This is a genomic window from Diaphorobacter sp. JS3050 (assembly GCF_013154915.1).
In the GTDB taxonomy this organism is placed as follows: Bacteria; Pseudomonadota; Gammaproteobacteria; order Burkholderiales; family Burkholderiaceae_C; genus Diaphorobacter; species Diaphorobacter nitroreducens.
Genome location: NZ_CP053553.1, coordinates 904,128 through 927,501 on the forward strand (window position 1 = coordinate 904,128; position 23,374 = coordinate 927,501).

The 23,374-nt window shown below is 69.6% G+C and carries 19 protein-coding genes; 6 read left to right on the forward strand and 13 right to left on the reverse strand.

What is annotated here, in order from left to right:
- Positions 1-41 precede the first annotated feature (41 nt).
- Complete coding sequence (gene alkB / locus HND92_RS04495; RefSeq protein WP_047349112.1) at positions 42-704, reverse strand: DNA oxidative demethylase AlkB; 663 nt, start codon at positions 702-704, stop codon at positions 42-44.
- Positions 705-887: 183 nt separating this feature from the next.
- On the opposite strand from alkB, the gene HND92_RS04500 reads away from it, so the two are divergent.
- A complete protein-coding gene (locus HND92_RS04500) occupies positions 888-2,462 on the forward strand; it encodes an AMP-binding protein (protein WP_172206175.1) in 1,575 nt (524 codons plus the stop codon).
- Positions 2,463-2,533: 71 nt separating this feature from the next.
- Positions 2,534-3,196, forward strand: coding sequence for a DsbA family oxidoreductase (locus tag HND92_RS04505; protein WP_103738113.1), 663 nt, complete (start codon positions 2,534-2,536; stop codon positions 3,194-3,196).
- 68 nt (positions 3,197-3,264) lie between these two features.
- Here HND92_RS04505 and HND92_RS04510 read toward each other — a convergent pair whose 3' ends face one another.
- The 3 genes from HND92_RS04510 to cphA (HND92_RS04520) form a co-directional block, all read right to left on the reverse strand.
- Positions 3,265-3,771 carry a CreA family protein gene (locus HND92_RS04510; protein ID WP_011804107.1) on the reverse strand — a complete coding sequence of 169 codons (507 nt, stop codon included), beginning with the start codon at positions 3,769-3,771 and terminating at the stop codon, positions 3,265-3,267.
- A complete protein-coding gene (gene cphA / locus HND92_RS04515) occupies positions 3,768-6,353 on the reverse strand; it encodes a cyanophycin synthetase (protein ID WP_103738114.1) in 2,586 nt (861 codons plus the stop codon). The genes HND92_RS04510 and cphA (HND92_RS04515) overlap by 4 nt, the downstream gene beginning before the upstream one ends.
- A gap of 94 nt (positions 6,354-6,447) precedes the next feature.
- On the reverse strand, positions 6,448-8,631 hold the full coding sequence (cphA, locus tag HND92_RS04520) for a cyanophycin synthetase (RefSeq protein WP_135147760.1): 2,184 nt from the start codon (positions 8,629-8,631) through the stop codon (positions 6,448-6,450).
- A gap of 251 nt (positions 8,632-8,882) precedes the next feature.
- Here cphA (HND92_RS04520) and HND92_RS04525 point away from each other — a divergent pair, with 251 nt between their 5' ends.
- The 3 genes from HND92_RS04525 (at position 8,883) to HND92_RS04535 (ending at position 12,354) form a co-directional block, all read left to right on the forward strand.
- The gene (locus HND92_RS04525) at positions 8,883-11,195 is read left to right on the forward strand and encodes an ABC transporter ATP-binding protein (RefSeq protein ID WP_172206177.1); all 2,313 of its coding nucleotides are present in this window, start codon (positions 8,883-8,885) and stop codon (positions 11,193-11,195) included.
- A gap of 16 nt (positions 11,196-11,211) precedes the next feature.
- Positions 11,212-11,718 carry a DUF1854 domain-containing protein gene (locus HND92_RS04530; protein WP_172206179.1) on the forward strand — a complete coding sequence of 169 codons (507 nt, stop codon included), beginning with the start codon at positions 11,212-11,214 and terminating at the stop codon, positions 11,716-11,718.
- A gap of 195 nt (positions 11,719-11,913) precedes the next feature.
- On the forward strand, positions 11,914-12,354 hold the full coding sequence (locus HND92_RS04535; RefSeq protein WP_172206181.1) for a hypothetical protein: 441 nt from the start codon (positions 11,914-11,916) through the stop codon (positions 12,352-12,354).
- 100 nt (positions 12,355-12,454) lie between these two features.
- Here HND92_RS04535 and HND92_RS04540 read toward each other — a convergent pair whose 3' ends face one another.
- From HND92_RS04540 to HND92_RS04555, 4 genes are all read right to left on the reverse strand, one after another.
- The gene (locus HND92_RS04540) at positions 12,455-12,832 is read right to left on the reverse strand and encodes an EF-hand domain-containing protein (protein ID WP_172206183.1); all 378 of its coding nucleotides are present in this window, start codon (positions 12,830-12,832) and stop codon (positions 12,455-12,457) included.
- 31 nt (positions 12,833-12,863) lie between these two features.
- On the reverse strand, positions 12,864-13,805 hold the full coding sequence (locus HND92_RS04545) for a 5'-nucleotidase (RefSeq protein ID WP_011804114.1): 942 nt from the start codon (positions 13,803-13,805) through the stop codon (positions 12,864-12,866).
- On the reverse strand, positions 13,802-15,031 hold the full coding sequence (gene gspF, locus HND92_RS04550; RefSeq protein WP_172206185.1) for a type II secretion system inner membrane protein GspF: 1,230 nt from the start codon (positions 15,029-15,031) through the stop codon (positions 13,802-13,804). Before gspF ends, HND92_RS04545 begins: the two co-directional genes overlap by 4 nt.
- 61 nt (positions 15,032-15,092) lie before the next feature.
- Positions 15,093-16,124 carry an LLM class flavin-dependent oxidoreductase gene (locus HND92_RS04555; RefSeq protein ID WP_172206187.1) on the reverse strand — a complete coding sequence of 344 codons (1,032 nt, stop codon included), beginning with the start codon at positions 16,122-16,124 and terminating at the stop codon, positions 15,093-15,095.
- Positions 16,125-16,319: 195 nt separating this feature from the next.
- Between HND92_RS04555 and HND92_RS04560 the strand changes: the two genes are divergently transcribed.
- The gene (locus HND92_RS04560; protein ID WP_172206189.1) at positions 16,320-16,844 is read left to right on the forward strand and encodes a CZB domain-containing protein; all 525 of its coding nucleotides are present in this window, start codon (positions 16,320-16,322) and stop codon (positions 16,842-16,844) included.
- A 130-nt stretch (positions 16,845-16,974) separates the two neighbouring features.
- Here HND92_RS04560 and HND92_RS04565 read toward each other — a convergent pair whose 3' ends face one another.
- The 5 genes from HND92_RS04565 to gspL are packed head-to-tail and all read right to left on the reverse strand — an operon-like array spanning position 16,975 to position 23,326.
- On the reverse strand, positions 16,975-18,363 hold the full coding sequence (locus tag HND92_RS04565) for a GspE/PulE family protein (protein ID WP_011804118.1): 1,389 nt from the start codon (positions 18,361-18,363) through the stop codon (positions 16,975-16,977).
- A gap of 12 nt (positions 18,364-18,375) precedes the next feature.
- Entirely contained in the window at positions 18,376-20,721 is a 2,346-nt protein-coding gene (gene gspD / locus HND92_RS04570; protein WP_172206191.1) for a type II secretion system secretin GspD, read from the reverse strand.
- Between the two features lie 4 nt (positions 20,722-20,725).
- A complete protein-coding gene (gspN, locus tag HND92_RS04575; RefSeq protein ID WP_172206203.1) occupies positions 20,726-21,538 on the reverse strand; it encodes a type II secretion system protein N in 813 nt (270 codons plus the stop codon).
- 16 nt (positions 21,539-21,554) lie between these two features.
- Entirely contained in the window at positions 21,555-22,100 is a 546-nt protein-coding gene (gene gspM, locus HND92_RS04580) for a type II secretion system protein GspM (protein ID WP_047349124.1), read from the reverse strand.
- Positions 22,097-23,326, reverse strand: coding sequence for a type II secretion system protein GspL (gspL, locus tag HND92_RS04585; RefSeq protein WP_172206205.1), 1,230 nt, complete (start codon positions 23,324-23,326; stop codon positions 22,097-22,099). The genes gspM and gspL overlap by 4 nt, the downstream gene beginning before the upstream one ends.
- Positions 23,327-23,374: the final 48 nt, after the last annotated feature.

Below are 23,374 nucleotides of genomic sequence, written 5' to 3' on the forward strand. Positions count from 1 at the left end.
GATCCGCCCAGTAAGCGCAAGTAGCTATCAAACATGTAGCGTCAGGTAGCCTTGCGCAGCGTGAGGTTGATGCGGCATTCGCCCGTTGCCGGGTGCTGGCCCGGCGCCACCGGCAGCACGCCGTGAAAGCGCAGTCGGTCCACCCCGCCCCAGACCACCGTGTCGCCATGGCGCAGCGGCACGCGCAAGGCGCGCTCGCCACGTGTGGCGCCACCCCACAAGAAGGTGGCGGGCAGACCCAGCGAGATGGACACGATGGGCGCTGCCAGGTCCTGCTCGTCGCGGTCCTGGTGCAGCGACAGGCGCGTACCGGGGGCGTAGCGGTTGATCAGGCAGGCGTCGGGCACGAAAGCGGCAAAGCCGGCCTCCTGCGCTGCGGCATGTGCCAGCTGCGCGAAGTCCGCGGGCAGGGCGGGCCAGGGCTTGCCGGTCAGCGGGTCCAGCGCAGCGTAGCGGTAACCGCGCCGGTCACTCACCCACGACAACGGCCCGCAGCCTGTGGTGGCTACCGACATCGCCTTGCCTCCAGGGGTCTGCATGTGGCGCCACGGCGCTTGGCGCACCACCTGTCGCACTTCTTCCAGCAACTGGGGTGCCTGTGCCAGCGCGAAGCCGCGCAGCAGCACGGCCTGCATGCCCAACGCCAGCGTGGATGGCTCCGCGGGGTCGTCGGCAAACAGGTCGTCGGAGGGCGCAGGTGGCATGCCCGTAGTGTGAGCCAAAAGGGCCCCCAGCGCTTAACCATCCAGCGCAATGTGCTACTGATAAAGGAGCAATCGTTTGGTCGGTGCTCATCCCCCGCCAGGGATTTCCCTTGTGTATTTCTGCGACTGTGCGCGCTGCCGGCGCTTGCCTATAGTCGCACCAGGAGACAACGCGACAACCCCATGAACATTGCCCACCTGTTGCAGCGCAGCGCGATGGTGCATGGCGAGCGGCCCGCGCTGCTGGCCGGCACATGCCTGCTGCACGACTACCGTACCCTTGCCGCGCGCGTGGCCGCGCTGGCCGCACACCTGCGCGCGCATTGCGGCGTGCAGCCGGGCGAATGCGTGGCCATCTTCTCGGCCAATGGTCCGCAGTATCTGGAGGCGCTGCACGCCATCCACTGGTGCGGCGCCATCTCGGTGCCCGTCAACTACAAGCTGCATGCGCGCGAGCTGGCTTACGTGCTTGCCGACAGCGGCGCGCGCGTGGTGTGCGTGTCTGCGGCGCTGCACGATGCGGCGCTGGCTGCGGGCGCCGACGCCGCGGCGGTGCAGGTGTTGGGGGCATCCGCCTGGGAGCAGGCGGCGCAGGGCGCGCCGCTGGCGCTGCAGGAGCGCGCTCCCGACGACGTGGCCTCGCTGTTCTACACCTCGGGCACCACCGGGCGGCCCAAGGGCGTGATGCAGACGCACCGCAACCTGCTGGCCATGACCATGGCCTACTTCACCGACGTGGACGACGTGCAGCCCGGCGACGCCATGGTCTATGCCGCGCCCATGTCGCATGGCGCGGGCTTGTACAACTACGCCCACATGCTGCGCGGCGCGCGCCACGTGGTGCCCGCGTCCGGTGGGTTCGACCCGGCCGAGCTGGTGCAATTGGCCGCGGACGTGGGCCGCCTGTCGCTGTTTGCCGCGCCCACCATGGTGCACCGGCTGGTGGAGCACGTGCGCCGCACGGGCGCCAATGTGGACGGCTTCAAGACCATCGTCTACGGCGGCGGTCCCATGTATGTGGACGACCTGCGCCGCGCCATCGACACCATGGGCCAGAAGTTCGTGCAGATCTATGGCCAGGGCGAAAGCCCCATGACTATCACCGCGCTGGCGCGCGAGCACCTGGCCGACACGGCGCACCCGCGCTGGGCCGAGCGCATCGCCTCGGTCGGCGTGGCGCATGCGTGCGTACAGGTGCGGGTGGTGGATGACGAGGACCGACCCGTGCCCACGGGCGAACTGGGCGAAGTGGTGGTGCGCGGCGACACCGTAATGGCCGGCTACTGGCGCAATCCCGAGGCGACGGCGCAGACGCTGCGCGGCGGCTGGTTGCACACGGGCGATGTCGGCAGCCTGGACGCGCACGGGTTCCTGACCCTGCGCGACCGCAGCAAGGACGTGATCATCTCGGGCGGCTCCAACATCTACCCGCGCGAGGTGGAGGAGGTGCTGCTGCTGCACCCGCGCGTGAGCGAGGTGGCCGTGGTGGGCCAGCACGACGCCGACTGGGGCGAGGTGGTGGTGGCCTTCCTGGTGGCGGGCGAGGGCGGCGCCGTGGACGATGCCGCGCTGCATGCGAAGCTCGACGCGGAACTTGACGCGGAACTTGACGCTTTGTGCCTGGACCACATCGCGCGCTTCAAGCGCCCCAAGGCCTACCGCTGGGTGCCGGCCCTGCCCAAGAACAGCTATGGCAAGGTACTCAAGACCGAATTGCGCGCATGGCTGCAGGCCGAAGGGGCGGGGCGCGGGGCGTAACAAACCCGGGGCCGGCGCGGACATTGCGCCGCCCCTACCATGGGCGCTTTGCCCCGGCTGGAGCCCTTGCCATGAACCAACCCGTCTCCCTCAAGATCGACTTCGTCTCCGACGTGTCCTGCCCCTGGTGCGCCATCGGCCTGCACGCGCTGGAGCAGGCCGCGAAGCGGCTGGACGGCGAGGTGGCGCTGGATCTGCACTTTCAGCCCTTCGAGCTGAACCCGCAGATGGGCCCCGAGGGCCAGGACATCGGCGAACACCTGCAGCAAAAGTACGGCGCCACGCCGGAGCAATCACAGCAAAACCGCGAGGCCATCGCCGCGCGCGGCGCGCAGTTGGGCTTTACCTTCAACATGGACCGGCGCGGCCGCATCTACAACACTTTCGACGCGCACCGCCTGCTGCACTGGCTGGAGGAAGAGGGCACGCCGGAGCAGCAGGGCGCGCTCAAGCATGCGCTGTTCACCGCGTATTTCACGCAGGGCGAGAACCCTGGCGACCACGGCGTGCTGTTGCGGCTGGTGGCGCAGCTGGGGCTGGACGAGGCGCGCGCCCGCGCCGTGCTGGCGTCCCAGGAATATGCCGAGGCGGTGCGCGAGCGCGAGGCCTTCTACCAGGGTCACGGCATCCATTCGGTGCCGGCGGTGATCATCAACGACCGCCATTTGATCCAGGGCGGCCAGCCGGTCGAGGTGTTCGAGCAGGCGCTGCGGCAGATCGCACAGCAGGCTTGATGCTCTTTTATTGATAGCTGGTAGCGCTTGCCCATCAAGCGCTGCAGCCTGTTTTGGCTTGAAACCTGTCAGCGCAGCGGGATCGGCGTGCCCCGGTCCACGGGCACGGCCGTCACGCTGTTTTGCGGCGAGCCGTCGATGAGCTTCTCGGAGTAGGTCAGGTACACCAGCGTGTTGCGCTTGGCGTCCACCATGCGCACCACGCGCAGGCGCTTGAACAGGATGGACATGCGTTCGCTGAACACTTCCTGCTGCGCCTTGAGCGGCTGCACGAAGGTGATGGGCCCGACCTGGCGGCAGGCGATGGAGGCCTCGGCGCGGTCCTCGGCCAGGCCCAGCGTGCCTTTGATGCCGCCGGTGCGCGCACGCGACACATAGCAGGTCACGCCCTGCACGGCGGGGTCGTCATAGGCCTCCACGATGATGTCGTGGTCGCGGCCGATCCACTGGAAGGCGGTGTCCACGGTGCCGATCTTCTCGGCCTGGGCCGCGGCCGGCCCGGCAGCCAAGCCCAGGGCGCATGCCAGCAGGGCCAGGCTTGCCATGCCCGCGCGCAGGCCGCCGCGCGCATTCATGGCGCAACCGCCGAGGCTTCGCTGCAGCGCTGCGCCAAGTGGGCCAGGGCTTCCTCCACCTGGTCCACCAGCACCAGGCACAGGTCGCCCGGTTGCAGGCGCTCCAGCGCATGGTCGATGGCGAGGAACTCGCCGTGGATCTCGGTCACGTAGCGCGTGCGCGGCGCGCCCTGCAGGCCCTGGCGCAGCAGCGCCAGCACCTCGCCGTCGGCACGGCCGCGCTGGCAGGCGTCCTGGTACAGCACCACGTCGTCAAAGGACTGGCCCAGGATCTGGGTCTGCTCGACGATGTCCTGGTCGCGCCGGTCGCCCGCACCGCTGATCACCACGCTGCGCTGCTGGGCCGGCATGGCCTGCACGGCCTGCACCAGCGCGCGCATGGCGTCAGGGTTGTGGCCATAGTCGGCGATCACGGTGGCGCCGCGGTAGTCCATCACGTTGAAGCGGCCGGGCGCGTTGTCGCTGTCGTTCATGAAGCCGGCCAGGCCGCGGCGGATGGTCTGCCAGGGCAGGCCCACGCCCCAGGCCGCGCCGATCGCGGCCATGACGTTCTCGACCTGGAAGCCGATGGTGCCGCCGCGCGTGATCGGGATCTCGCGCAAGGAGATGGTCTCGCGCCACGAGCCCTCGGCCGCCACGATGGAGTCCCCATCCACGTAGACCACTCGGTTGCCCTGGGCGCGGTGCGTGGCCATGACGGGGTGGTGGCGGTCGGCGGCGAAGAAGATCACCTTGCCCGGGCATACGCTGGCCATGGCGGCCACGTGCGGGTCGGCGGCGTTGAGCACGCCGTAGCCATCGGCGGCCACGTTCTGCACGATCACGCGCTTGAGCACGGCCACGTCTTCCACGGTGGTGATGAAGTTCAGCCCCAGGTGGTCGCCCGCGCCGACGTTGGTGACCACGGCCACCTGGCAGCGGTCAAAGCCCAGGCCTTCACGCAGGATGCCGCCGCGCGCGCATTCGAGCACGGCCGCGTCCACCTCGGGGTGGAACAGCACGTTGCGCGCGCTCTTGGGGCCCGAGCAGTCGCCGCTGTCGATCTGGCGGCCGTTCACGTACACGCCGTCGGTGTTGGTCATGCCCACGCGCAGGCCGTGCGCTGCGAACAGCTGGCCGATCAGGCGCGTGGTGGTGGTCTTGCCATTGGTCCCAGTGACGGCCACCAGCGGGATGCGCCCGTCCTGGCCGGGCGCGAACAGCTCGTCCACCATCGGCACGCCCACGTTGCGCGGCTTGCCGAACGACGGGGCCAGGTGCATGCGCAGGCCCGGCGCGGCATTCACCTCGACGATGCCGCCGTTTTGCTCTTCCAGGGGTTTGAGCATGGTTTCGCAGACCACGTCCACGCCGCAGATGTGCAGGCCGATGGTCTGCGCGGCCTCGATGGCGCGCGCGGCGATCTCGGGGTGCACGTCGTCGGTCACGTCGGTGGCACTGCCGCCGGTGGACAGGTTGGCGTTGTTGCGCAGCACCACGCGCTGGCCCTGCACGGGCACGGAGTCGGGCGTGAGGCCCTCGGAGGCGATGCGCGCGATGGCGATGTCGTCCAGGCGCACCTTGGTCAGCGCCGTGCCGTGGCCCGAGCCGCGGCGCGGGTCCTGGTTGACGATGTCCACCAGCTCGCGAATGGTGTGCTGGCCGTCGCCCAGCACCTGGGGCGGCTCGCGGCGCGCGGCGGCCACGAGCTGGTGGCCCACCACCAGCAGGCGGAAGTCGTGGCCGGGCAGGAAGCGTTCGACCATGATCTCGTCGCCGAATTCGCGGGCGGTCTTGTAGGCGGCCTCCAGCCCTTCGCGGGTGGTGATGTTGACCACCACGCCCTTGCCCTGGTTGCCGTCCTGGGGCTTCACGACCACGGGCAGGCCCACTTCCTGGGCCACCACCCAGGCGTCCTCCACGTCGACCACCGGGCGCCCCAGCGGCACGGGCACGCCGGCGGCGTGCAGCAGGCGCTTGGTCAGGTCCTTGTCCTGGGCGATGGATTCGGCCACGGCGCTGGTGGTGTCCAGCTCGGCGGCCTGGATGCGGCGCGCCTTGGAGCCCCAGCCCAGCTGTACCAGCGAGCCGCTGGTCAGGCGCCTGAACGGGATGCCGCGCGCCACGGCGGCGTCGACGATGGAGCCGGTGGACGGGCCGATGCGCTCGTCCTCGTCCAGCTCGCGCAGCTCGGCGACCACGGCGTCGGCGTCGAAGGGGGTATCGGCCAGCGCGGACTGCAGCAGGGCGCCGGCGTGCTCCATGGCCAGTCGACCCACGGCCTCCTCGGTGTACTCCACCACCACCTGGTAGGTGCCTTCTTCCAGCGTGGCGTGGGTGCGGCTGAAGGTCACGGGGCACCCGGCCTGGGCCTGCAGCGACAGGGCGGCCACTTCGAGCACGTGGGCCAGCGACAAGCGCTGCTCGGCGCCATGGGGCTGCAGGGCGCCGATCTTGGGAAAGCGCGCGCGCAGGCGGTCTTCAAAACCCGCGATGTCTGCGTAGCCGCACTCTTGTGGCTCGCAGTGCACAACGGCTTCGATGGCGGTGTTGCGGCTCCAGAGGTTGGGGCCGCGCAGGGCGCGGATGCGGGTGATCTGCATGGTGTTTTCTTTCAGCCCGATTTTTCAGTCAAATTGGCCTGTAGCGCTTGTGGGATAAGCGGTGGCAGCTATGCTTTTGAAAGCAACGGCGGCGTCACGCGGCATAGTCGAAGGTCTTGATGCCCGCGGCGATCAGGTCCGGCCCGATGTCCATGGACCAGGCCGCGGCAATCGCGGCCAGCATCGCGGCCGTGTCGGGGCGGTGGCCGCCGGGCAGGCTCAGGGCGTCCAGCGTGCCCAGCACGCGTTCGCTGGCGCCCGTGGCCAGCACCACCTGCTCGCCGCGCACGAACACGGCGCGGCCTTCGCCCTCGGCCCGATGCGCGGCGACGAAGGGGTTGTCTGGCGACAGGGAATACAGAAGGACCTCGCCATCACACAGGCGCGCCAGGTCGGCCACCTGCTCGATGTCGGCATTGAGCACGCCTGCGCCCTCGTCCAGCACCACGTCGATCTGGGTGCGCAGCACGCGCGTCATCTGGGCCTGCTCCAGCACGTCATGGTCGGCCAGGGTCTCGAAACCGTCCATGTCGGTCACCACGCCGACCAGGCAGCGGTCGTAGGCCAGGCCTTCCTCCAGGATGGAGCGGGCAGTGGTCTGGATCACGGCGGCCTGTGCCAGTCGGTTGGTCAGCAGGCGGTGCGCGCCGGCCCAGTGGGCGGTGGCGCTCTTTTGTGTGCGGCGGTTGTTGAGGAACATGCCTTCGCTGCTGGCCACGCCCGTGAGCTTGCCCGACAGCTGCAGCAGCCAGCCCACGAAGCGCGCGGTGAACGCGTTGTGGCGCGTGCCCGCAATGCCCACGATGGGGATGCGGCCCGCGCCCGTGCCCCTGCCGGCGCCTTCGTCGGTGACCGGGAACAGGTGTTCCACGATCGCCTGGCCCACAGGGCGGGGCGCACCGCTGGTGGGCTTGAGGTGCATCAGCAGGCCGGGGCCGGCGTTCACCTCGAGGATGGCGCCGCCCTGTTCCTTCATGGGCTTGGAGACATCCTGCAGGATCATGTCCATGCCGGCGATGTCCAGGCCCACGATTTTCGCGGCCAACTGGGCGTAGTAGGCCACGTCGGGGTGCACGTCGTCGGTGCAGTCGATGGCCATGTTGCCGTTGCGCTGCAGCAAGATGGCCTGGCCCGACGGCACCACGGTGTCGGGCGTCACACCTTGGCGCTTGAGCTCCAGCTGCACGGCGCCTTTTTCCACGTCGATCCAGTCCAGCGGGTACTCCTGCTCGGGGCCGCGGCGCGGGTCTTCGTTGAGCACGGCCACCAGCTCGCGCAGCGTGGACTGGCCATTGCCGTGCACGCTGACCGTCTCGCCCTTGGTGGCGGCGACCACCTTGCCGCCGACCACCAGCAGGCGGTGCTCCACGCCGTCGATGAACTTCTCGACGATGACATCCGAGCCCTCGGGCTCGGCCAGCGCGAAGGCGGCCTTGATATCGGCCTCGCGCGAGAGCTCCAGCGTCACGCCGCGCGCGTGGTTGCCGTCCGAGGGCTTCACCGTAACGGGGAGGCCGATCTCCTGCGCCACTTCCCAGGCCTCATCGGCGTTGCGGACGATCTGGCCCTCCGGCACGGGCACGCCGCAGGAGGCGAGCAGCCGCTTGGTGAAATCCTTGTCCTGGGCGATGCCCTCGGCGATGGCGCTGGTCTGGTCGCTCTCGGCGGTCCAGATGCGGCGCTGCGCGGCGCCGTAGCCCAGTTGCACCAGGTTGCCGTCGTTCAGGCGGATGTGCGGAATGCGCCGGGCGCTGGCGGCGTCCACGATGCAGCCGGTGCTGGGGCCCAGGTAGCGGTCGTTGATGGCGGTCTTGATGGCGTGGATGGCGGCCTTGAGGTCGAATGCCTCGTCATTGATGGCCGCCATCAGCAGACGGTGGCCATGCTCCAGCGCCACGCGGGCCACGGCCTCTTCGGGGCAGCGGAACACCATGCGGTACACGCCGCGCCGGGAGATCTCGCGCGTCTGGCCGAACTCGGCCGGCATGCCCGAGAGGTTGAGCAGCTCGATGACCACGTGCTCCAGCACGTGCCCCATCCAGGTGCCTTCCTTCAGGCGCAGCAGGAAGCCGCCGCGCTCGCCCACGCCGCAGTGGTGCTCCACCAGATCCGGCAGCCAGGTGGTCAGGCGCTCGTTGAGGCCGGGAATCTTGTTGGAGGGGTAGTCTTCCAGCTCCCCCAGGTCCAGCCAGACTTCGAGGACCGGGCGGTAGGTCCAGACACTGGGGCCGCGCAGATAGGTGGTGCGCAGGAGTTGGATATCGTTGAATTTGGCCATGAAGTGCAGCGTGGAAGATTCGGATATCTGCCGGGTTGCGGCGGATGTGGCGATGCCCATGGGCAGAGATTGTGCGCCGATACTGGCGCAGCTCAGCACTGGCGGGTGTCAGCCGCGGGCTGATGATGTGCGTTACGAGGGGATACCGCGGCGGCGCAAGGGCCTGGGGCCCGGTGGCCGACAATGCCCCCCATGGGCGCGGACTGGCCCGCCAACGCCCCGTCCGTGCGGGGGTGGACATACAAAACCAAATGCAACATCACCATTCTGTGGACGCCTCGGGTGTCTTGTCTGGCCCCTGGGGGGCCGAGATGCGGGCACTGCTCGCTCCTGACGAAAACGTGCAGGCCGCCTTCGAGGTTGACCTGACGCCCGACCTGCGCTTTGCCCCCGGCCTGCTGGTGCTGACCGAGCGGCGCCTGCTGGCGCGCGCCGGTGACGCGCCGGCGCAGGAATGGCCGCTGGCGCCCGGCATGGCGCTGCGGCTGCTGGACCATGGCGGCGTGGGCACGGTGGAGCTGCACGATACCGACCGGCGCCTGGCGCTGTGGCGCTTCACGCTGGGGCGCCATCCCCAGGCGCTGCACCTGCAGCAGCGGCTGGACGCCCAGGTGCGGCGCCTGGACAGCTTGCAAGGCGCCATCGCGCCCGAAGCGCAAGACGTGCCGCGCTGCGCCGTGTGCGGCACGCCGCTGCCGCCCGACAGCGACGAGTGCACGGCCTGTGCGCGCCAGCAGGCGCCGCAGACCTCCACCTGGGTGTTGTTGCGCCTGTGGCGTTTCGCCAGGCCTTACAAAAAGCAGCTGGCCGCGGGCTTCGCGCTCACGCTGGCCTCCACCGCCGCCTCGCTGGTGCCGCCGTACATGACCATCCCGCTCATGGACGACATTCTCATTCCCTACCAGAGCGGCCAGCAGATCCCCACCGGCATGGTGCTGCTGTACCTGGGGGGGCTGCTGTTGGCGGCGCTGCTGGCCTGGGCACTGGGGTGGGCGCGCACTTACATCCTGGCCCTGGTGTCCGAGCGTATCGGCGCCGACCTGCGCACCACCACCTACGAGCACCTGATGCGGCTGTCACTGGACTATTTCGGCAGCAAGCGCACGGGAGACCTGATGGCGCGCATCGGCTCCGAAACCGACCGCATCAACGTCTTTCTGTCGCTCAACGCGCTGGATTTCGCCACCGACGTGCTGATGATCGTGATGACGGCGGCGATCCTGTTCTCCATCAACCCGTGGCTGGCGCTGGTCACGCTGGTGCCGCTGCCCTTCATCGCCTGGCTGATCCACACCGTGCGCGACAAGCTGCGCACCGGCTTCGAGAAGATCGACCGCGTGTGGTCCGAAGTGACCAACGTGCTGGCCGACACCATCCCCGGCATCCGCGTGGTGAAGGCCTTCGCCCAGGAAAAGCGCGAGGCGGACCGCTTCCGTGCCGCCAACCAGCACAACCTGGAGGTGAACGACAAGCTCAACAAGACCTGGAGCCTGTTCTCGCCCACCGTCTCGCTGATGACGGAGGTGGGGCTGCTGGTGGTCTGGGGCTTCGGCATCTGGCTGGTGGCGCGCAACCAGATCACCGTGGGCGTGCTGGCGGCCTTCATCGCCTACATCGGGCGCTTCTACATACGGCTGGATTCGATGAGCCGCATCGTTTCCGTCACGCAAAAGGCGGCAGCCGGCGCCAAGCGCATCTTCGACATCCTGGACCATGTGAGCAACGTGCCCGACCCCGTCAACCCGGTGAAGGTGGACCGCGTGCAGGGCGCCATCGAGATGCGCGACGTGGGCTTTCGCTACGGCAGCCGCACGGTCATCAAGAACCTGTCGCTCACCATCCGCCCCGGCGAGATGATCGGCCTGGTGGGCCACAGCGGCTCTGGCAAGAGCACCCTGGTCAACCTCATCAGCCGCTTCTACGACGTGAGCGACGGCGCCATCCTCGTGGACGACGTGGACATACGCCGCATGGCGGTGGCGGATTTTCGCCGCCACATCGGCCTGGTGCTGCAGGAGCCTTTCCTGTTCTTCGGCACCATTGCCGAGAACATTGCTTACGGCAAGCCCGACGCCACGCGCGAGGAGATCGTCGCCGCCGCGCGCGCCGCGCATGCGCACGAGTTCATCCTGCGCCTGCCGCATGGCTACGACAGCCTGGTGGGCGAGCGCGGCCAGGGCCTGTCGGGCGGCGAGCGCCAGCGCATCTCCATTGCGCGCGCGCTGCTCATCGACCCGCGCATCCTGATCCTGGACGAGGCGACCTCCGCCGTGGACACCGAAACCGAAAAGGAAATCCAGAAGGCGCTGGACAACCTGGTGCAGGGCCGCACCACCATCGCCATCGCCCACCGCCTGTCCACGCTGCGCAAGGCCGACCGCCTGGTGGTCATGGACCGGGGCGAGGTCGTCGAAGTGGGGCCGCACGACGAACTGATGGAAAAGCAGGGTGCCTACTGGCGCCTGTACGAGGCGCAGGCGCGCCGTGCCGAGGAAGACGCCCAGGCCGCGGGCGTGCGCATCGAAGTGCGCGAGCACTCCGCTCACCCCGCGGGCAACACCTGAGCGAGAAAGACACGCGATGACCCTTCACACATCCCTCTCCACCGCTTCGGCACTCGCGACAGGCTGGGACCTGCACCGTAATCCCCATGGCCGGCTGGTGCTGCGCGCGGCCGACGGCACCGCGCATGTGGGCGTGACGCCCGTGCGCGCCTTTCCCATTGCCGCTCCCGGCGAAGGCCTGTCGCTGGTCGGGCCGGACGGCCATGAACTGGCCTGGGTGCCCCGCCTGGAACAACTGGCTCCTGCCATGCGTGCGCTGGTCGAGGAGGAATTGGCCGCGCGTGAGTTTGTGCCCACCATCACGCGCATCCGCTCCGTGTCGAGCTTTTCCACCCCCAGTACCTGGGAGGTGGACACCGACCGCGGCGCCACGCAGTTGGTGCTCAAGGGCGAGGAAGACATCCGCCGGCTGGAGGGGCGCACCAAGCTGCTCATCGCGGCCAGCGACGGGTTGCAGTTCCATGTGCCGGATGTCACGGCGCTCGACCGTGCATCGCGCAAGTTGCTGGAGCGTTTTTTATAGCGTCTGGCGCTTGCCTGGCGCGGCCTGTGCCCGTTTGTCCCTGTCATAGCCCACGTCAATCAGACATGGTGGTCGCATGAATTTGTGACAAAAGGCTAATAAGGCCTCAATTTCCCCTTTTGTTTGCCGTAATGAATGTACGACGAGGTGGTAGTTGCGACTGCCGCCGGCCGCATTCACGAGGGGACCCATGCCATGCAACTGCCACCTGTAGACCGATCGCCCGCCCAGTGGCGTACCACGGGCGCGGACTTGTATTCCACGGGCGCCTCGGGGGCCGTGGCGGTGCGGCCCGTGAACGCTGCCAATCCTGTCGAGTCCACGGACCGCCTGGGCGAGGGGGCCAGCCTGCGCGAGCCCACCAAGCCCTCGGCGCCCGACGAAAACAACCGCGACTGGACCCTGGCCGAGGCCAAGAAGGAAGCCCCGAAGGAGCCTGAGGAGCCGCCCAAGGAGCCCATCTACAAGCAACTGCTGGAATTCATACAGTCGATGTGGCGTGCCAGCGGCAGTGCGGTGGAGCTGTCGCAAGACATCAACAAGAACACCCTCCAGGAGCGACTGGCCCAGCAGGTGCAGGACCGTCAGTCGCTCACGTACTCCGATCCCAAGGTCAAGCGCACGGGTGGCTTGTGAGTGGTGTCACGACGGTTGCTATCAGATAAGTAGCTGTTAGCGCTTATTGGTAAAGCGCTGGAGGCCAATTGGACTGGTATTTTTGGGTCCGCCGGCGCTCTCAGCGCGCCGCCGCGCGGGCGCCGTCCCGCTCGGCGCGGTACTTGATGGCGAAGGCGCGCACCTCGTCCAGCGTCACGTAGTTGTCGCGGTTGGTGTCCGCATCATCGAACGCCGCAGCCACCTTGGGCACGATGGCCACTTCAGCACGGCTGAGCTTGCCGTCGCCGTTGAAATCCAGCATCTCGAACTGGCGGATCGCCTTGATCTCGCCCTTGGTCAGGGGCGCACTGGCGCTGTGCCGGGGCGCGGTGGCATGGGCCACGCCCTGCGCCTGAGCGGCCAGCGGAGCCGCCAGCGCGCAGGCCATGAGCCACGCGCAGGCTGCCGGGGCCGTCAGCAGGCGTGTAAAGGGGCGGAAGGAGCGTGAAGGCAACATTCAGGAGTAGAGCCGGCGCGCCGCCACAGGTTCAACGCCGCGGGGGGCGGGCTGTATCACCCTGTAGCGCAGCCGCTGTGTTGGCGATGCCGCTGCTGACATGCCCCGCCGGAACATGGCGTGCGGCGGACGCCACGTGGCCCGTCTGGTCATCGAAGAAGAAGTCGGGCTCGAACTCGCGCAGGAAGGGGCCTTTTTCCAGCCCGCCGAGGAACATGGCCTCGTCCACGGTGATGCCCCAGTCGAGCAGCGTGCGGATTGCGCGCTCGTGCGCCGGCGCGCTGCGCGCGGTGACCAGCGCGGTGCGGATGCGCATCTGCGAGGCGTCCGCCTGCTGCTGCAGCCGGTGCAGCGCGGCCAGCAGCGGCTTGAAAGGCCCTTCGGCCAGCGGCGTGGCGGCATGGGACACCTCGTGCTGCAGGAAGGCCGGCAGGCCGCCCTGCTGGTACACGCGCTCGGCCTCGTCGGAGAACAGCACCGCGTCGCCGTCGAAGGCGATGCGCACTTCGCGCGGATAGCGGTCCCCGGCGGGCGTGGAGTCGATCATCACCCGCGCGGCGGGAAAGCCGATGGACAGCGCCTCGCGCACATCCGTCTCGTTGGCTGAAAGGAAGAGGTGCGCGCCCAACGGCCGCAGATAGGAAAACGGGTTGCGCCCGCGCGTGAACACGCCGCGCTCGATGCGCATGCCCGCCGCCTTGGCCGAGGCGAACACGCGCATGCCGCTGGCAGGGTCGTTGCGCGACAGCATGACCACCTCGACGCGCGCGGCATCGGGCGTGTTGAACGCCAGCAGCTTTCTCACCAGAGGGAAGGCAATGCCAGGGCGCGCGGGCTCATGCACCAGCTCCAGCTGGCGGCGCATGTAGGCTTGCTCGTCGCCGGCCTCGAACAGGCGGTTCTCTTCCTCGAAGTCGAACAGCGCGCGCGAGGAGATCGCGACGACGAGCTTGTCCTGCAGGGTGGCACTCATTTGACGAACTGGTTGAGCTGGATGATCGGCATGAGCACCGCCAGCACGATCAACATCACGATGCCGCCCATGGCCACGATGAGCAGCGGCTCCAGCACCGTGGCCAGTTGCATGGCGCGGCGCTGCACCTCGGTGCCCAATTGCGTGGCGGCGCGCTGCAGCATGGTGGGCAACTGGCCCGTCTGTTCGCCCAGCCGCGCGAACATGGCCACCAGGCCGGGGAACCGCTTTTTCTGCGCCAGTGCCGAGGCCAGCGGCGCGCCCTCGCGCACCAGCACCAGGGCGTCGAGTGCGTCCGCGCGCAGGGCGCGGTTGTTCAGCGTCTCGGCTGCGGCCTGCAGCGCCTTGAGGATGGGCACGCCCGCGCCTGCCAGCATGGCCAATGTGCCGGCGAAACGCGCCGCGTTGTAGCCGCGCGCCAGCTTGCCGACGAGCGGCAGGCGCAACCAGGCGGCGTCGAATTTCTCGCGCAGCCGCGGCTGGGCCAGCGCGGCGCGGGCGCCGAACGCCAGCAGGACCAGCCCGCCCAGCAACGCCCAGCCGTAGTTGCGCACCACGTCGCTCAAGGCCAGCATGGCCACCGTGAGGAAGGGCAGGGCGCGCTTGGTGCCCGCGAACACGCTGGCCACCTGCGGTACCACGTAGCCCACCAGGAACAGCACGATGACGATCGCGATCACGGTGACGATGGCCGGGTACAGCGCGGCGCCGATGAGCTTGGCGCGCAAGGCCTGGCGCTGCTCCAGATCGTCCGCCAGGCTGTCCAGCACTTCGGCCAGGCCGCCGCTGGACTCGCCCGCGCCGATCACGGCGCAGTAGATGTCGGAGAACTCGCGCGGGTGCTGCGCCAGCGCGCGTGCGAAGGTGGAGCCGGCGTTGACCTCGGCGCGCAGCGCGGCCAGCAGGTGGCGCTGGCGCTCGTCGTCCGCCTCTTCGGCGAGCGCGGTCAGCGCACGCTCCAGCGGCAGGCCCGAGCCCACCAGCCCGGCGAGCTGCCGCGTCCACACGCCCAGCCCCGTGGCGTTGAACACCGGCCGCGTGAACAGCCGCTGCGCCAGCGTGGGGGGTGTTCCGGGGGCGGTGCCAGCGGCCAGCACCTCCACATCCAGGGGCACCAGGGCCTGGGCGCGCAGCAGGCTGCGGGCGGCCTTGGGGCTGTCGGCCTCCAGGGTGCCGCGGCGCACATGGCCTTGGGCGTCCAGGGCTTCGAAGGAATAGGCGGGCATGCGGGAAAGTCAGCGGCGATGGGCGAGCAGGGGCAAACTGGGCGGGCCGCAGTCGACCCGTTCAGCCCGCCATGGTAGCCGCTGCGGGTGACAGTGCCGCGTGCGCCTGGGCGGTGATCTCCAGCGAGCGCAGGCGCAGCGCCGGGTCGTAGACGTCGCTCACCAGCATGAATTCGTTGGCCTGCGTGGCGGCCACCAGCGCCTGCAGGCCCGCGCGCACGGTCTGCGGGCCACCGACCACGCCGACCGCGAGGAAGTCGGCCACGGCGGCGCGCTCCTGCGGCGCGAGGCTCTGCAGATAACCCTCTACGGGCGGCTGCAGCAGTCCGCGCTGGCCGGTGAGAATGCCCAGCACGCGCTGGTAGGTGCTGCTGGCCAGGTACTGCGCCTCGTCATCGGTGGGTGCGGCGATCACGGGCACGCCGATCACCACGTAGGGCTTGGCGCAGGCTGGCGAGGGGCGGAACAGCCGGCGGTAGATGTCGATGGCCGCGTGCAGCATGCGCGGCGCAAAGTGCGAGGCGAAGGCGTAGGGCAGGCCCATCTGCGCCGCCAGCTGCGCCGAGAACAGGCTGGAGCCCAGCAGCCAGAGGGGCACCTGCGTGCCGGCGCCCGGCACGGCGATGATGCGCTGGCCCGGCTGCGCGGGCGCCAAGAGCTGCTGCAGCTCGGCCACGTCGCGGGGGAAGTCGGCCTCGGTCTCCACGCGGTCGCGGCGCAGGGCGCGCATGGTGGCGCCGTCGGTGCCGGGTGCGCGGCCCAGCCCCAGGTCGATACGGCCGGGGTAGAGCTCGGCCAGCGTGCCGAAGGCCTCGGCCACCACCAGCGGCGCATGGTTGGGCAGCATGATGCCGCCCGAGCCCACGCGGATGGTCTGCGTGGCCCCGGCCACGTGGCCGACCAGCACGGCCGTGGCAGAGCTGGCGATGCCCGGCATGTTGTGGTGCTCGGCCAGCCAGTAGCGCTTGAAGCCCAGCGCCTCCACATGCTGCGCCGTCTGCACGGCGACCTGCAGTGCCTGGGCCACGGTGCCGCCCTCGCGCACGGGCACGAGATCAAGCATGGAAAGTAAAGGCAGGGAATGTGTGGTCATGGCACCGATTGTGAGCTGCGGGTGAAATCCGTGCTGCGCCGTGGGTATGGTGGGCAGAGGTTCCCGCATGGTGCATAGCGTTTTGCTATTGATATACTGAATTTGTTTTAAATCAACACACGAAACATATTGTCACTTTTAGCGTCCTGTGCGACGCTGCCAGGAAGTGATGCACGGGGCGTGCGGGGGGTGTCTATGGGGTTCTTCAGCCGTTTGTTTCAGCCGCGTGCCGACGGCCTGGCCGCGCCTGAGGACTGGACTTCGCTGCCTGCGAGCGAGGCCAGCGCGCTGGTGCTGTACGACGAAGAGGCTTCGCGGCTCCTGGCGGCGTTCGACATCGAGGCTGCCATCGTCATGCATGAGCGCTGGCTGCCCTGGCTGGCCCAAGCGCTGGCGGGCGCGCGCGACGAACAGCTGCGCCCCGAAACGGTGGTGGACGACACCTGTTCCGAGCTGGGCCGCTGGCTGCACGGCAGCGGGCGCGTGGCGCTGGGGCACTTTCCTGCTTTCGACATGCTGATGCGCCGCCACCAGTACTTTCACCACCAGGCGGCTGTGCTGCTGACGCATCTGGCGCAGGGCGATCAATTGCGGGCCGAGCAGGCGTTCAAGAGCTGCCAGCATGCGTCGCGCCAGGTGGTGCTGCTGCTCAAGGAGCTGCAGCGCGGGCTGGGCCACGGGAAGCGTCCCCCCCAGCCGATGGCCGCAGGTGAACGCTGAAATTCGCTATTGATATAGGAGCTACTGGCGCTTGTCTGTAATGGTTTTCAATGCAATTTGTATTGAAAACCTAGTCTTGGCAAGCGCGCCGCGCTCCTGTTTTTGAAAGGCGCCGCTGCGGCCTGTCCGCTCAGTCGCGCGTCACACGCAGCACTTCTTCGCGGCTGGTGATGCCGGCGTGGATCAGCCGCTCGCCATCGTCGCGCATCAGCGTCATGCCGCCGGCCAGGGCCTGGGTGCGCACCTCGGCCTCCGGGGCCTGGTTGTGGATCTGTGCGCGGATGGCGTCGTCCACCACCAGCAGTTCGAACACGCCGGTGCGCCCCGCGTAGCCGGTATGGCCGCAGTGCTCGCAGCCTGCACCGTGGCACTCGCCGCAATATTTGCGCACCAGGCGCTGCGCCAGCACCCCCAGCAGCGACGAGGACAGCAGGAACGGCTCCACTCCCATGTCGGTCAGGCGCGTGATGGCGCTGGCCGCGTCGTTGGTGTGCAGCGTGGCGAGCACCAGGTGGCCGGTGAGCGAGGCCTGGATGGCGATCTGCGCGGTCTCGAAGTCGCGGATCTCGCCGATCATGATCACGTCGGGGTCCTGGCGCAGGATGGCGCGCAGGGCCTTGGCAAACGTCAGGTCGATCTTGGCATTGACCTGCGTCTGGCCCACACCGGGCAACTCGTACTCGATGGGGTCTTCCACCGTCATGATGTTGCTGCGCGCGGCGTCCAGCCGCGCCAGCGCCGCGTACAGCGTGGTGGTCTTGCCCGAGCCCGTGGGGCCGGTCACGAGGATGATGCCGTGCGGCTGCTGGATCAGGTGCGCGAGCCGCGCCAGCACCTCGCCCTGCATGCCCACGGCCTCCAGGTTCAGCTTGCTCTCGCTCTTGTCCAAGAGGCGCAGCACGGCGCGCTCGCCATGGGCGTTGGGCAGCGTGGATACGCGCACGTCGACGGCGCGGGTGCCCAGGCGCAGGCTGATGCGCCCGTCCTGCGGCAGGCGCTTTTCGGAGATGTCCAGGTCCGCCATGATCTTCAGGCGGCTGATCAGCGCGGCGTGCAGCGCGCGGTTGGGCTGCACCACCTCGCGCAGCGTGCCGTCCACGCGAAAGCGCACGCTGGAGTGGCGCTCGTAGGGCTCGATGTGGATGTCACTCGCGCCGTCGCGCACGGCCTGCGTGAGCAGGGCGTTGAGCATGCGGATGATGGGCGCGTCGCCCGCGGACTCCAGCAGGTCTTCCACCGCGGGCAGCTCCTGCATCATGCGCGAGAGGTCGGCGCCTTCCTCCACCTCGCTCACCACCGTGGCCGCGCTGGATTCGCTTTGCGAATACGCCGCGCTGATGCGCTGCGCCAGCGTGGGGGCGTCCAGCGGCATGAACTGGTGCACGGCATGCTTGCGCAGCACTTCGGACAGCGCGCCGGCGTCCGGCTGCGGGCCGTGCCACAGCACGAGCTGCTGGCCGTCGTCTTCCAGCAGCAGCTGGCTGCTGCGCGCAAATGCGTAGGGCAGGGGGTGGCGCATGCGGCGGGCCCCTTACTGCGGGCTGTAGGGCGACTGGCCCATGCTGGGCGGCGTGGTGGTGCGCGCGGGCGGCTGGGGTGCGAGCGGCGCCAGCGGCGCAGGTGTGGCCGGGGGCTGCACGGGCGCGGCGGGAGAGGCGGGGGCGGGCAGGGGCGGCAGCACCGGCGCCTCGGACACACCGCTCATCATCGTGCTGGGCGCGGGCTGCGTGCTTTGCTGCAGCGCGCGGATGGCCTCGTAGCGGTCCACCATCAGCGCGTCGCTGGTGGCGCTGTCGCGGATCACCATGGGGCGCAGGAAGACCATCAGGTTGGTCTTCTGGCGCGTGCGCTTTTCATTGCGGAACAGCCCGCCCACCACGGGCAGGTCGCCCATCACGGGCACCTTGTCCTGGCCCAGCGAGTAGTTGTCTTCCAGCAGCCCGCCGATCACGATCACGCTGCCGTCATCGACCAGCACGGTGGATTCGATGGAGCGCTTGCTGGTGGACGGCCCGTTGGTGTTGGTGAGCGTGCCCGCCGCGATCTTGGATACCTCTTGGTACAGCGTGAGCTTGACGGTGCCGTTTTCGTTGATCTGCGGGCGCACGCGCAGCATCAGGCCCACGTCCTTGCGCTCCACGGTGGTGAAGGGGTTGACGGCGCCGCTGTTGCCGCCAGTGTTGGCATACGAGCCGGTGGGAAAGGGCACGTTGTCGCCGATGATGATCTGGGCCTCTTCGTTGTCCAGCGTCATCAGGTTGGGGGTGGACAGCACGTTGGCGTCGCCCGTGTTTTCCAGGAAGTTGGCCAGCGCGCCCAGGTAGTAGTTGCCGTTGACGCGCGGCGCCACGGCCAGGTTGAGGCCCGCCGAGGGCAGGGCCGTGCCGATGGAGCTGACGTCGCCGCTGGCCGCCGCCAGCGCCAGGTTCAGGATGTTCTGGCCGCCCACGCCGGAGTTGCTGCCCAGCACGCCCATGGTGCTGCCGTTGTTGCCCATCACGCCCTGCCACTGGATGCCGAACTCGGCCACCTTGTTGGCGCTGACCTCGACGATCAGGCTCTCGATGAGCACCTGCGCGCGGCGGCCGTCCAGCTTGTCGATGACGGCGCGGATCTCGCGGTACAGCGGCTCGGGCGCGGTGATGATGAGCGAGTTGGTGGACGGGTCGGCCTGGATGATGCCGCCGGTGGACGGCTGGTTGGCATCGCTGCTGCCACTGCTGCCCTGGCCCGTTCCCAGGCCCGAACTGCCCAGGCCCCCGGCATTGCCGCTGGCATTGGTGCTGTTGCCCAGGCCGCTGGTCTGGCCCAGGCCCGATGCGCCGGTCCGCGTGAGGCCACCCGACAGGTTGCCGGCTCCCATGCCGCCGCCGCTGCTGGTGCCGCTGCCCCCCGCGCTGCCCAGCGCTGCGCGCAGGGTGGTGGCCAGCTTCACGGCGTCGGCGTTCTTCAGGTACACCACGTGGATGTTGCCGCTGGCAGCGGAGCTGCCCGGCGCGGCCGGCTGGTCCAGCCTGGCCACCAGTGAGCGCACCAGCGCCACGCGCGCCGGGTTGGCCGCGCGCACGATCAGCGCATTGCTGCGCGGCTCGGCCAGCAGCGTGGTCTTGAACGAATTGTCGGTCTGCCCCTGGGCCACGCCCTGCGCAGTGCCTGTGGCAGTGGCGCTGCCGCCCTCGATCAGGCGCGACACCAGCGGCGCCAGGTCGGTGGCAATGGCGTGCTGCAGCGGGATCACCTCCAGGTCGCTGGCGTTCGACACATCCATGGCCGCCACGATGCGCGCCAGGCGCTGCAGGTTGTCGGCGTAGTCGGTGATCACCAGCGAGTTGTTGCCGGGGTTCACGTTGATGGTGTTGTTGGGGCTGATCAGCGGGCGCAGCACCGGCACCAGGTTGGCCGCGTTCTCGAAGTTGAGCTTGAAGATCTGCGTGACGATCTGCCCGCCCGCGGGCGTGCCGCCCGCGCCGCCCTGGGACACGCTCACGTTGCCGGTCTGCAGCTTGGCATCGGCCTCGGGCACGACCTTGTACAGGCCCGCCGACTCGACCACCGTGAAGCCCTGCAGCCGCAGCGCGGCCAGGAACTGCTGGAAGGCCGCGTTGGGCTGCACCGCGTTCTCGGTCACCAGCGTGATCTGGCCCTTCACGCGCGGGTCCACCACCACGTTCTTGCCGGTGATGGTGGCCATGGTGCGCGCCACGGCCTCGATGTCGGCGTTGGCAAAGTTCAGCGTCACCGGCTCGCTGGGCCGCACGCTGCCGGCGCGCTGCCCGGAGGTTTGTGCATGAATTTGGCTGCTAACGCCCGTCAATAAAGCGCTGGCAGCTATCAAATGAAGAGTGAACCGCAGGGAATGGCGGGGCAAGTTGGTCATAGGGTCAACCCACGGTGATGATGGAGCGCGCGCCACTGCGCCGCCCGATGATATTCAGTAGATTCGCCAGGGCCGCCTCCCGCCCGGGCGCGGCGCTGGCCTCGCCCGTGAAGCGCAGGCGTTTGCCCACCCACTGGCCGCTGCCCGACAGCAGCAGCGCGCCCTCCAGGGTGGACAGCTGCAGCGTGGGCGCGCCGCCGCCCTGCACCTGCAGCCGGTAGCTGCCCATGGGCCGCAGCGTGGACAGGCGCGAGGACAGGCCCAGCGCATCCAGCTGCACCTGGCCCTGCATTTGCAGGCGCCCCGCGGCCCATTGCAGCGCGAACGCCTGGGTGCGCAGCTGCAGGCGGCCCTGCGGCTGCACGGTGTTCCAGGGGGTGCCCAGGCCCGCGAGCGCCGCAGCCGGCCACTGGCTCTGGCCATCGGCCACCTGGGCGCGCACGGCACCCAGGCCCAGCGCCACCTGCACCTGCAGCGGCGCGGTGGCGGGAATGCAGCAGTCGGCCGTCAGGCGGGCGCTGAGCCCGTTCCACGCGGGGCGCAGCTGCCACTGCAGCCGGCCGGGCAGGGCGGCCTGGTCCTGGCTGTCGGCGCCACCGGTCAGTACCAGGCGGGCCGAGCCGTTCCAGACGGTGCCGCGTGCCTGCTGCAGCTGCAGTTGCCCGCCGCTGGCCTGGTGCACGCCTGTGGCCAGCCAGCGCGCCGGGGCCCATAGCACCAGCGCGGGCAGCGCGCCCAGGCACACGCCGGCCACGGCCCAGCGCCAGGGCGCGCGCGGCAGTGTCAGCGAAGGGGTCGGGCGCAGGGAGCGTGGCACGGGCAGGGGGCGTGGACTATTGCGGGGGCAGCGCCAGCACCAGCGTGCCGTCCCAGCGGACGGCGGCCGCGGCGGCGTTGGCGGGCGCGGCGCTTTGCACCAGGCGGGCTTCCAGCGGCACGGCGCGCGCGGTGCTGCGCGCCTGGTTCAGCCACTGGGCAAGGGCCTCGGCGGGGGCGCCCTTGAGGGTGACGGTGGCGCGGTCGCCCGCGACGTTCATCTGCGCGGCTGCGCCCAATTGCTGCGCCAGCGTGGTCTGCAGCGTGCGCAGGGCCTCGCCGCCGGGTGGGCGGGGCGCGTCCTTGAGCTGCAGCGCTTCGGCCTGCAGGGCCTGCATGCGCTGCAGTTGCGCGTCCACGGCTGCGTGGCGTGCGCCCGAGCCGCGCAGCTGCTGCAGTGCGGGCGCCAGCAGCACCCACCACAGCAGGGCCAGCCCCACCACGGCCGCGGCGGCCAGCACCAGGGACTGTTCGCGCGGCGCCATGCGGGCCCAGTGGGCGCGCAGCGCGGCCAGCGCAGGGGGAACCGGCGCGGGCGAGTTCGAAGCGGTGCGGGCGTTCATGGGCGGTCCTCGGCGCGCACCAGCAGGGCGCCATCGCGCGGCTGCGCGCTCAGGCTTTCCGCGGCCAGGCGCTGGTTCATGGCGGTGAGTTCCTCGGGTGCCAGCTCCAGGCCCCGCAGGCGCAGCTCGCCATTGGCATATTCGATCTGCGTGGGCACGCGCGGCGGGGGCAGCGCGGCACCTGCGGCGGCCATGAGCGGCTCCAGGTCGCGCCGCGACACGCTGCCGGCGGCCTGGCGCAGCTGCGCCAGTTCGCGCTCCATCTGCACCGGTGCATCCACGACGACCTTGACGTGCGGGAAGGTCTGGGTCAGCGCGTTGCGCACGCCGGCCTGTTTGGCCGCCAGCGCCTGGCGGTCCTGCCACGCCCAGAGATTGAGCCCCACGACCTGCACCACCACGGCCACGGCCAGTGCCCAGCGCGCGGCCCGCCATTGGGGTGCGCGCGCAAAGGCGCTGGCGCCGCTGCCCAGCTTGCGCAGCGCGCGCGTGTGGCCGGTGCTGGCCAGGTCGAACTGCGCCAAGTCCCAGTCGCCACGCGCGGCCACCAGCGCGCGCTGGCTGGCGGTGTGCAGCTGCACCGGGCGGTTCAGCAGCCGCTCGGCCAGGGCGGCCACGGCGGGTTCGGCGCGCACGGCGGGCGGTGCATCATCGGCGGGGCGGGCCGCCAGCGCGGCGGCCGCGGCCAGCGGCAGCACGGCCACGGCCTGTTGCGGCCCGTGGCCGGTCAGTACCAGTTGGGCGTCCTCGGGAGTGCCCAGCACGTCGCATTCCTCTTGCCCGCTGGCGGTGGGGCCGGGAGCGAACTCGGGCACCACGCGGTCCACCGGCCGCCCCGCGGCTTCCAGCGCCTGCAGGGCGCCGCGCAGCCAGGCGCGGTCGCACACGGCCACCCAGGCAGGGCTGCCCGGCTGGGCGCCGGGCTGCAGCGCGAAGTGCAGTTGCGCGGGGTCGTCGAGCAGGTGTTCTTCGAGCAGTCCTTCCAGGACCGCGCGCAGCCGGCTGGCCTGGGCCGTCGCACCCTGCGGCAGCGTTACCTGCTGCCATGACAGCGCGCGCGCAGGCACCACGGCCACGATCTCGCCGGCGCGGCCCGGGTCGGGCAGCAAGGCGGCGGTGGTGCTGGCGTGGCGGGTGGCGGTGTGGCCGTCGGCCGTGAGCGTGTAGCTGTATTCGGCGGCGGGCCCCGGCGTTCCCAGGGGCAGAGTTAGGACAAGGGTGCTCATGAATGGGTTAACAGACCATTTTAGGGGCGTGATTTGACGCTTTGTGCC

What these genes read in the sequence shown, in the direction of transcription:
- HND92_RS04555 (WP_172206187.1), bottom strand. Translation starts at nt 16,124, where the DNA reads ATGACCACACATTCCCTGCCTTTACTTTCCATGCTTGATCTCGTGCCC.
- gspD (WP_172206191.1), bottom strand. Translation starts at nt 20,721, where the DNA reads ATGACCAACTTGCCCCGCCATTCCCTGCGGTTCACTCTTCATTTGATA.
- HND92_RS04505 (WP_103738113.1), top strand. Translation starts at nt 2,534, where the DNA reads ATGAACCAACCCGTCTCCCTCAAGATCGACTTCGTCTCCGACGTGTCC.
- gspF (WP_172206185.1), bottom strand. Translation starts at nt 15,031, where the DNA reads ATGCCCGCCTATTCCTTCGAAGCCCTGGACGCCCAAGGCCATGTGCGC.
- gspL (WP_172206205.1), bottom strand. Translation starts at nt 23,326, where the DNA reads ATGAGCACCCTTGTCCTAACTCTGCCCCTGGGAACGCCGGGGCCCGCC.
- HND92_RS04525 (WP_172206177.1), top strand. Translation starts at nt 8,883, where the DNA reads ATGCAACATCACCATTCTGTGGACGCCTCGGGTGTCTTGTCTGGCCCC.
- HND92_RS04565 (WP_011804118.1), bottom strand. Translation starts at nt 18,363, where the DNA reads ATGCGCCACCCCCTGCCCTACGCATTTGCGCGCAGCAGCCAGCTGCTG.
- HND92_RS04560 (WP_172206189.1), top strand. Translation starts at nt 16,320, where the DNA reads ATGGGGTTCTTCAGCCGTTTGTTTCAGCCGCGTGCCGACGGCCTGGCC.
- HND92_RS04540 (WP_172206183.1), bottom strand. Translation starts at nt 12,832, where the DNA reads ATGTTGCCTTCACGCTCCTTCCGCCCCTTTACACGCCTGCTGACGGCC.
- cphA (WP_135147760.1), bottom strand. Translation starts at nt 8,631, where the DNA reads ATGGCCAAATTCAACGATATCCAACTCCTGCGCACCACCTATCTGCGC.
- alkB (WP_047349112.1), bottom strand. Translation starts at nt 704, where the DNA reads ATGCCACCTGCGCCCTCCGACGACCTGTTTGCCGACGACCCCGCGGAG.
- HND92_RS04530 (WP_172206179.1), top strand. Translation starts at nt 11,212, where the DNA reads ATGACCCTTCACACATCCCTCTCCACCGCTTCGGCACTCGCGACAGGC.
- cphA (WP_103738114.1), bottom strand. Translation starts at nt 6,353, where the DNA reads ATGCAGATCACCCGCATCCGCGCCCTGCGCGGCCCCAACCTCTGGAGC.
- HND92_RS04500 (WP_172206175.1), top strand. Translation starts at nt 888, where the DNA reads ATGAACATTGCCCACCTGTTGCAGCGCAGCGCGATGGTGCATGGCGAG.
- HND92_RS04545 (WP_011804114.1), bottom strand. Translation starts at nt 13,805, where the DNA reads ATGAGTGCCACCCTGCAGGACAAGCTCGTCGTCGCGATCTCCTCGCGC.
- HND92_RS04535 (WP_172206181.1), top strand. Translation starts at nt 11,914, where the DNA reads ATGCAACTGCCACCTGTAGACCGATCGCCCGCCCAGTGGCGTACCACG.
- gspM (WP_047349124.1), bottom strand. Translation starts at nt 22,100, where the DNA reads ATGAACGCCCGCACCGCTTCGAACTCGCCCGCGCCGGTTCCCCCTGCG.
- HND92_RS04510 (WP_011804107.1), bottom strand. Translation starts at nt 3,771, where the DNA reads ATGAATGCGCGCGGCGGCCTGCGCGCGGGCATGGCAAGCCTGGCCCTG.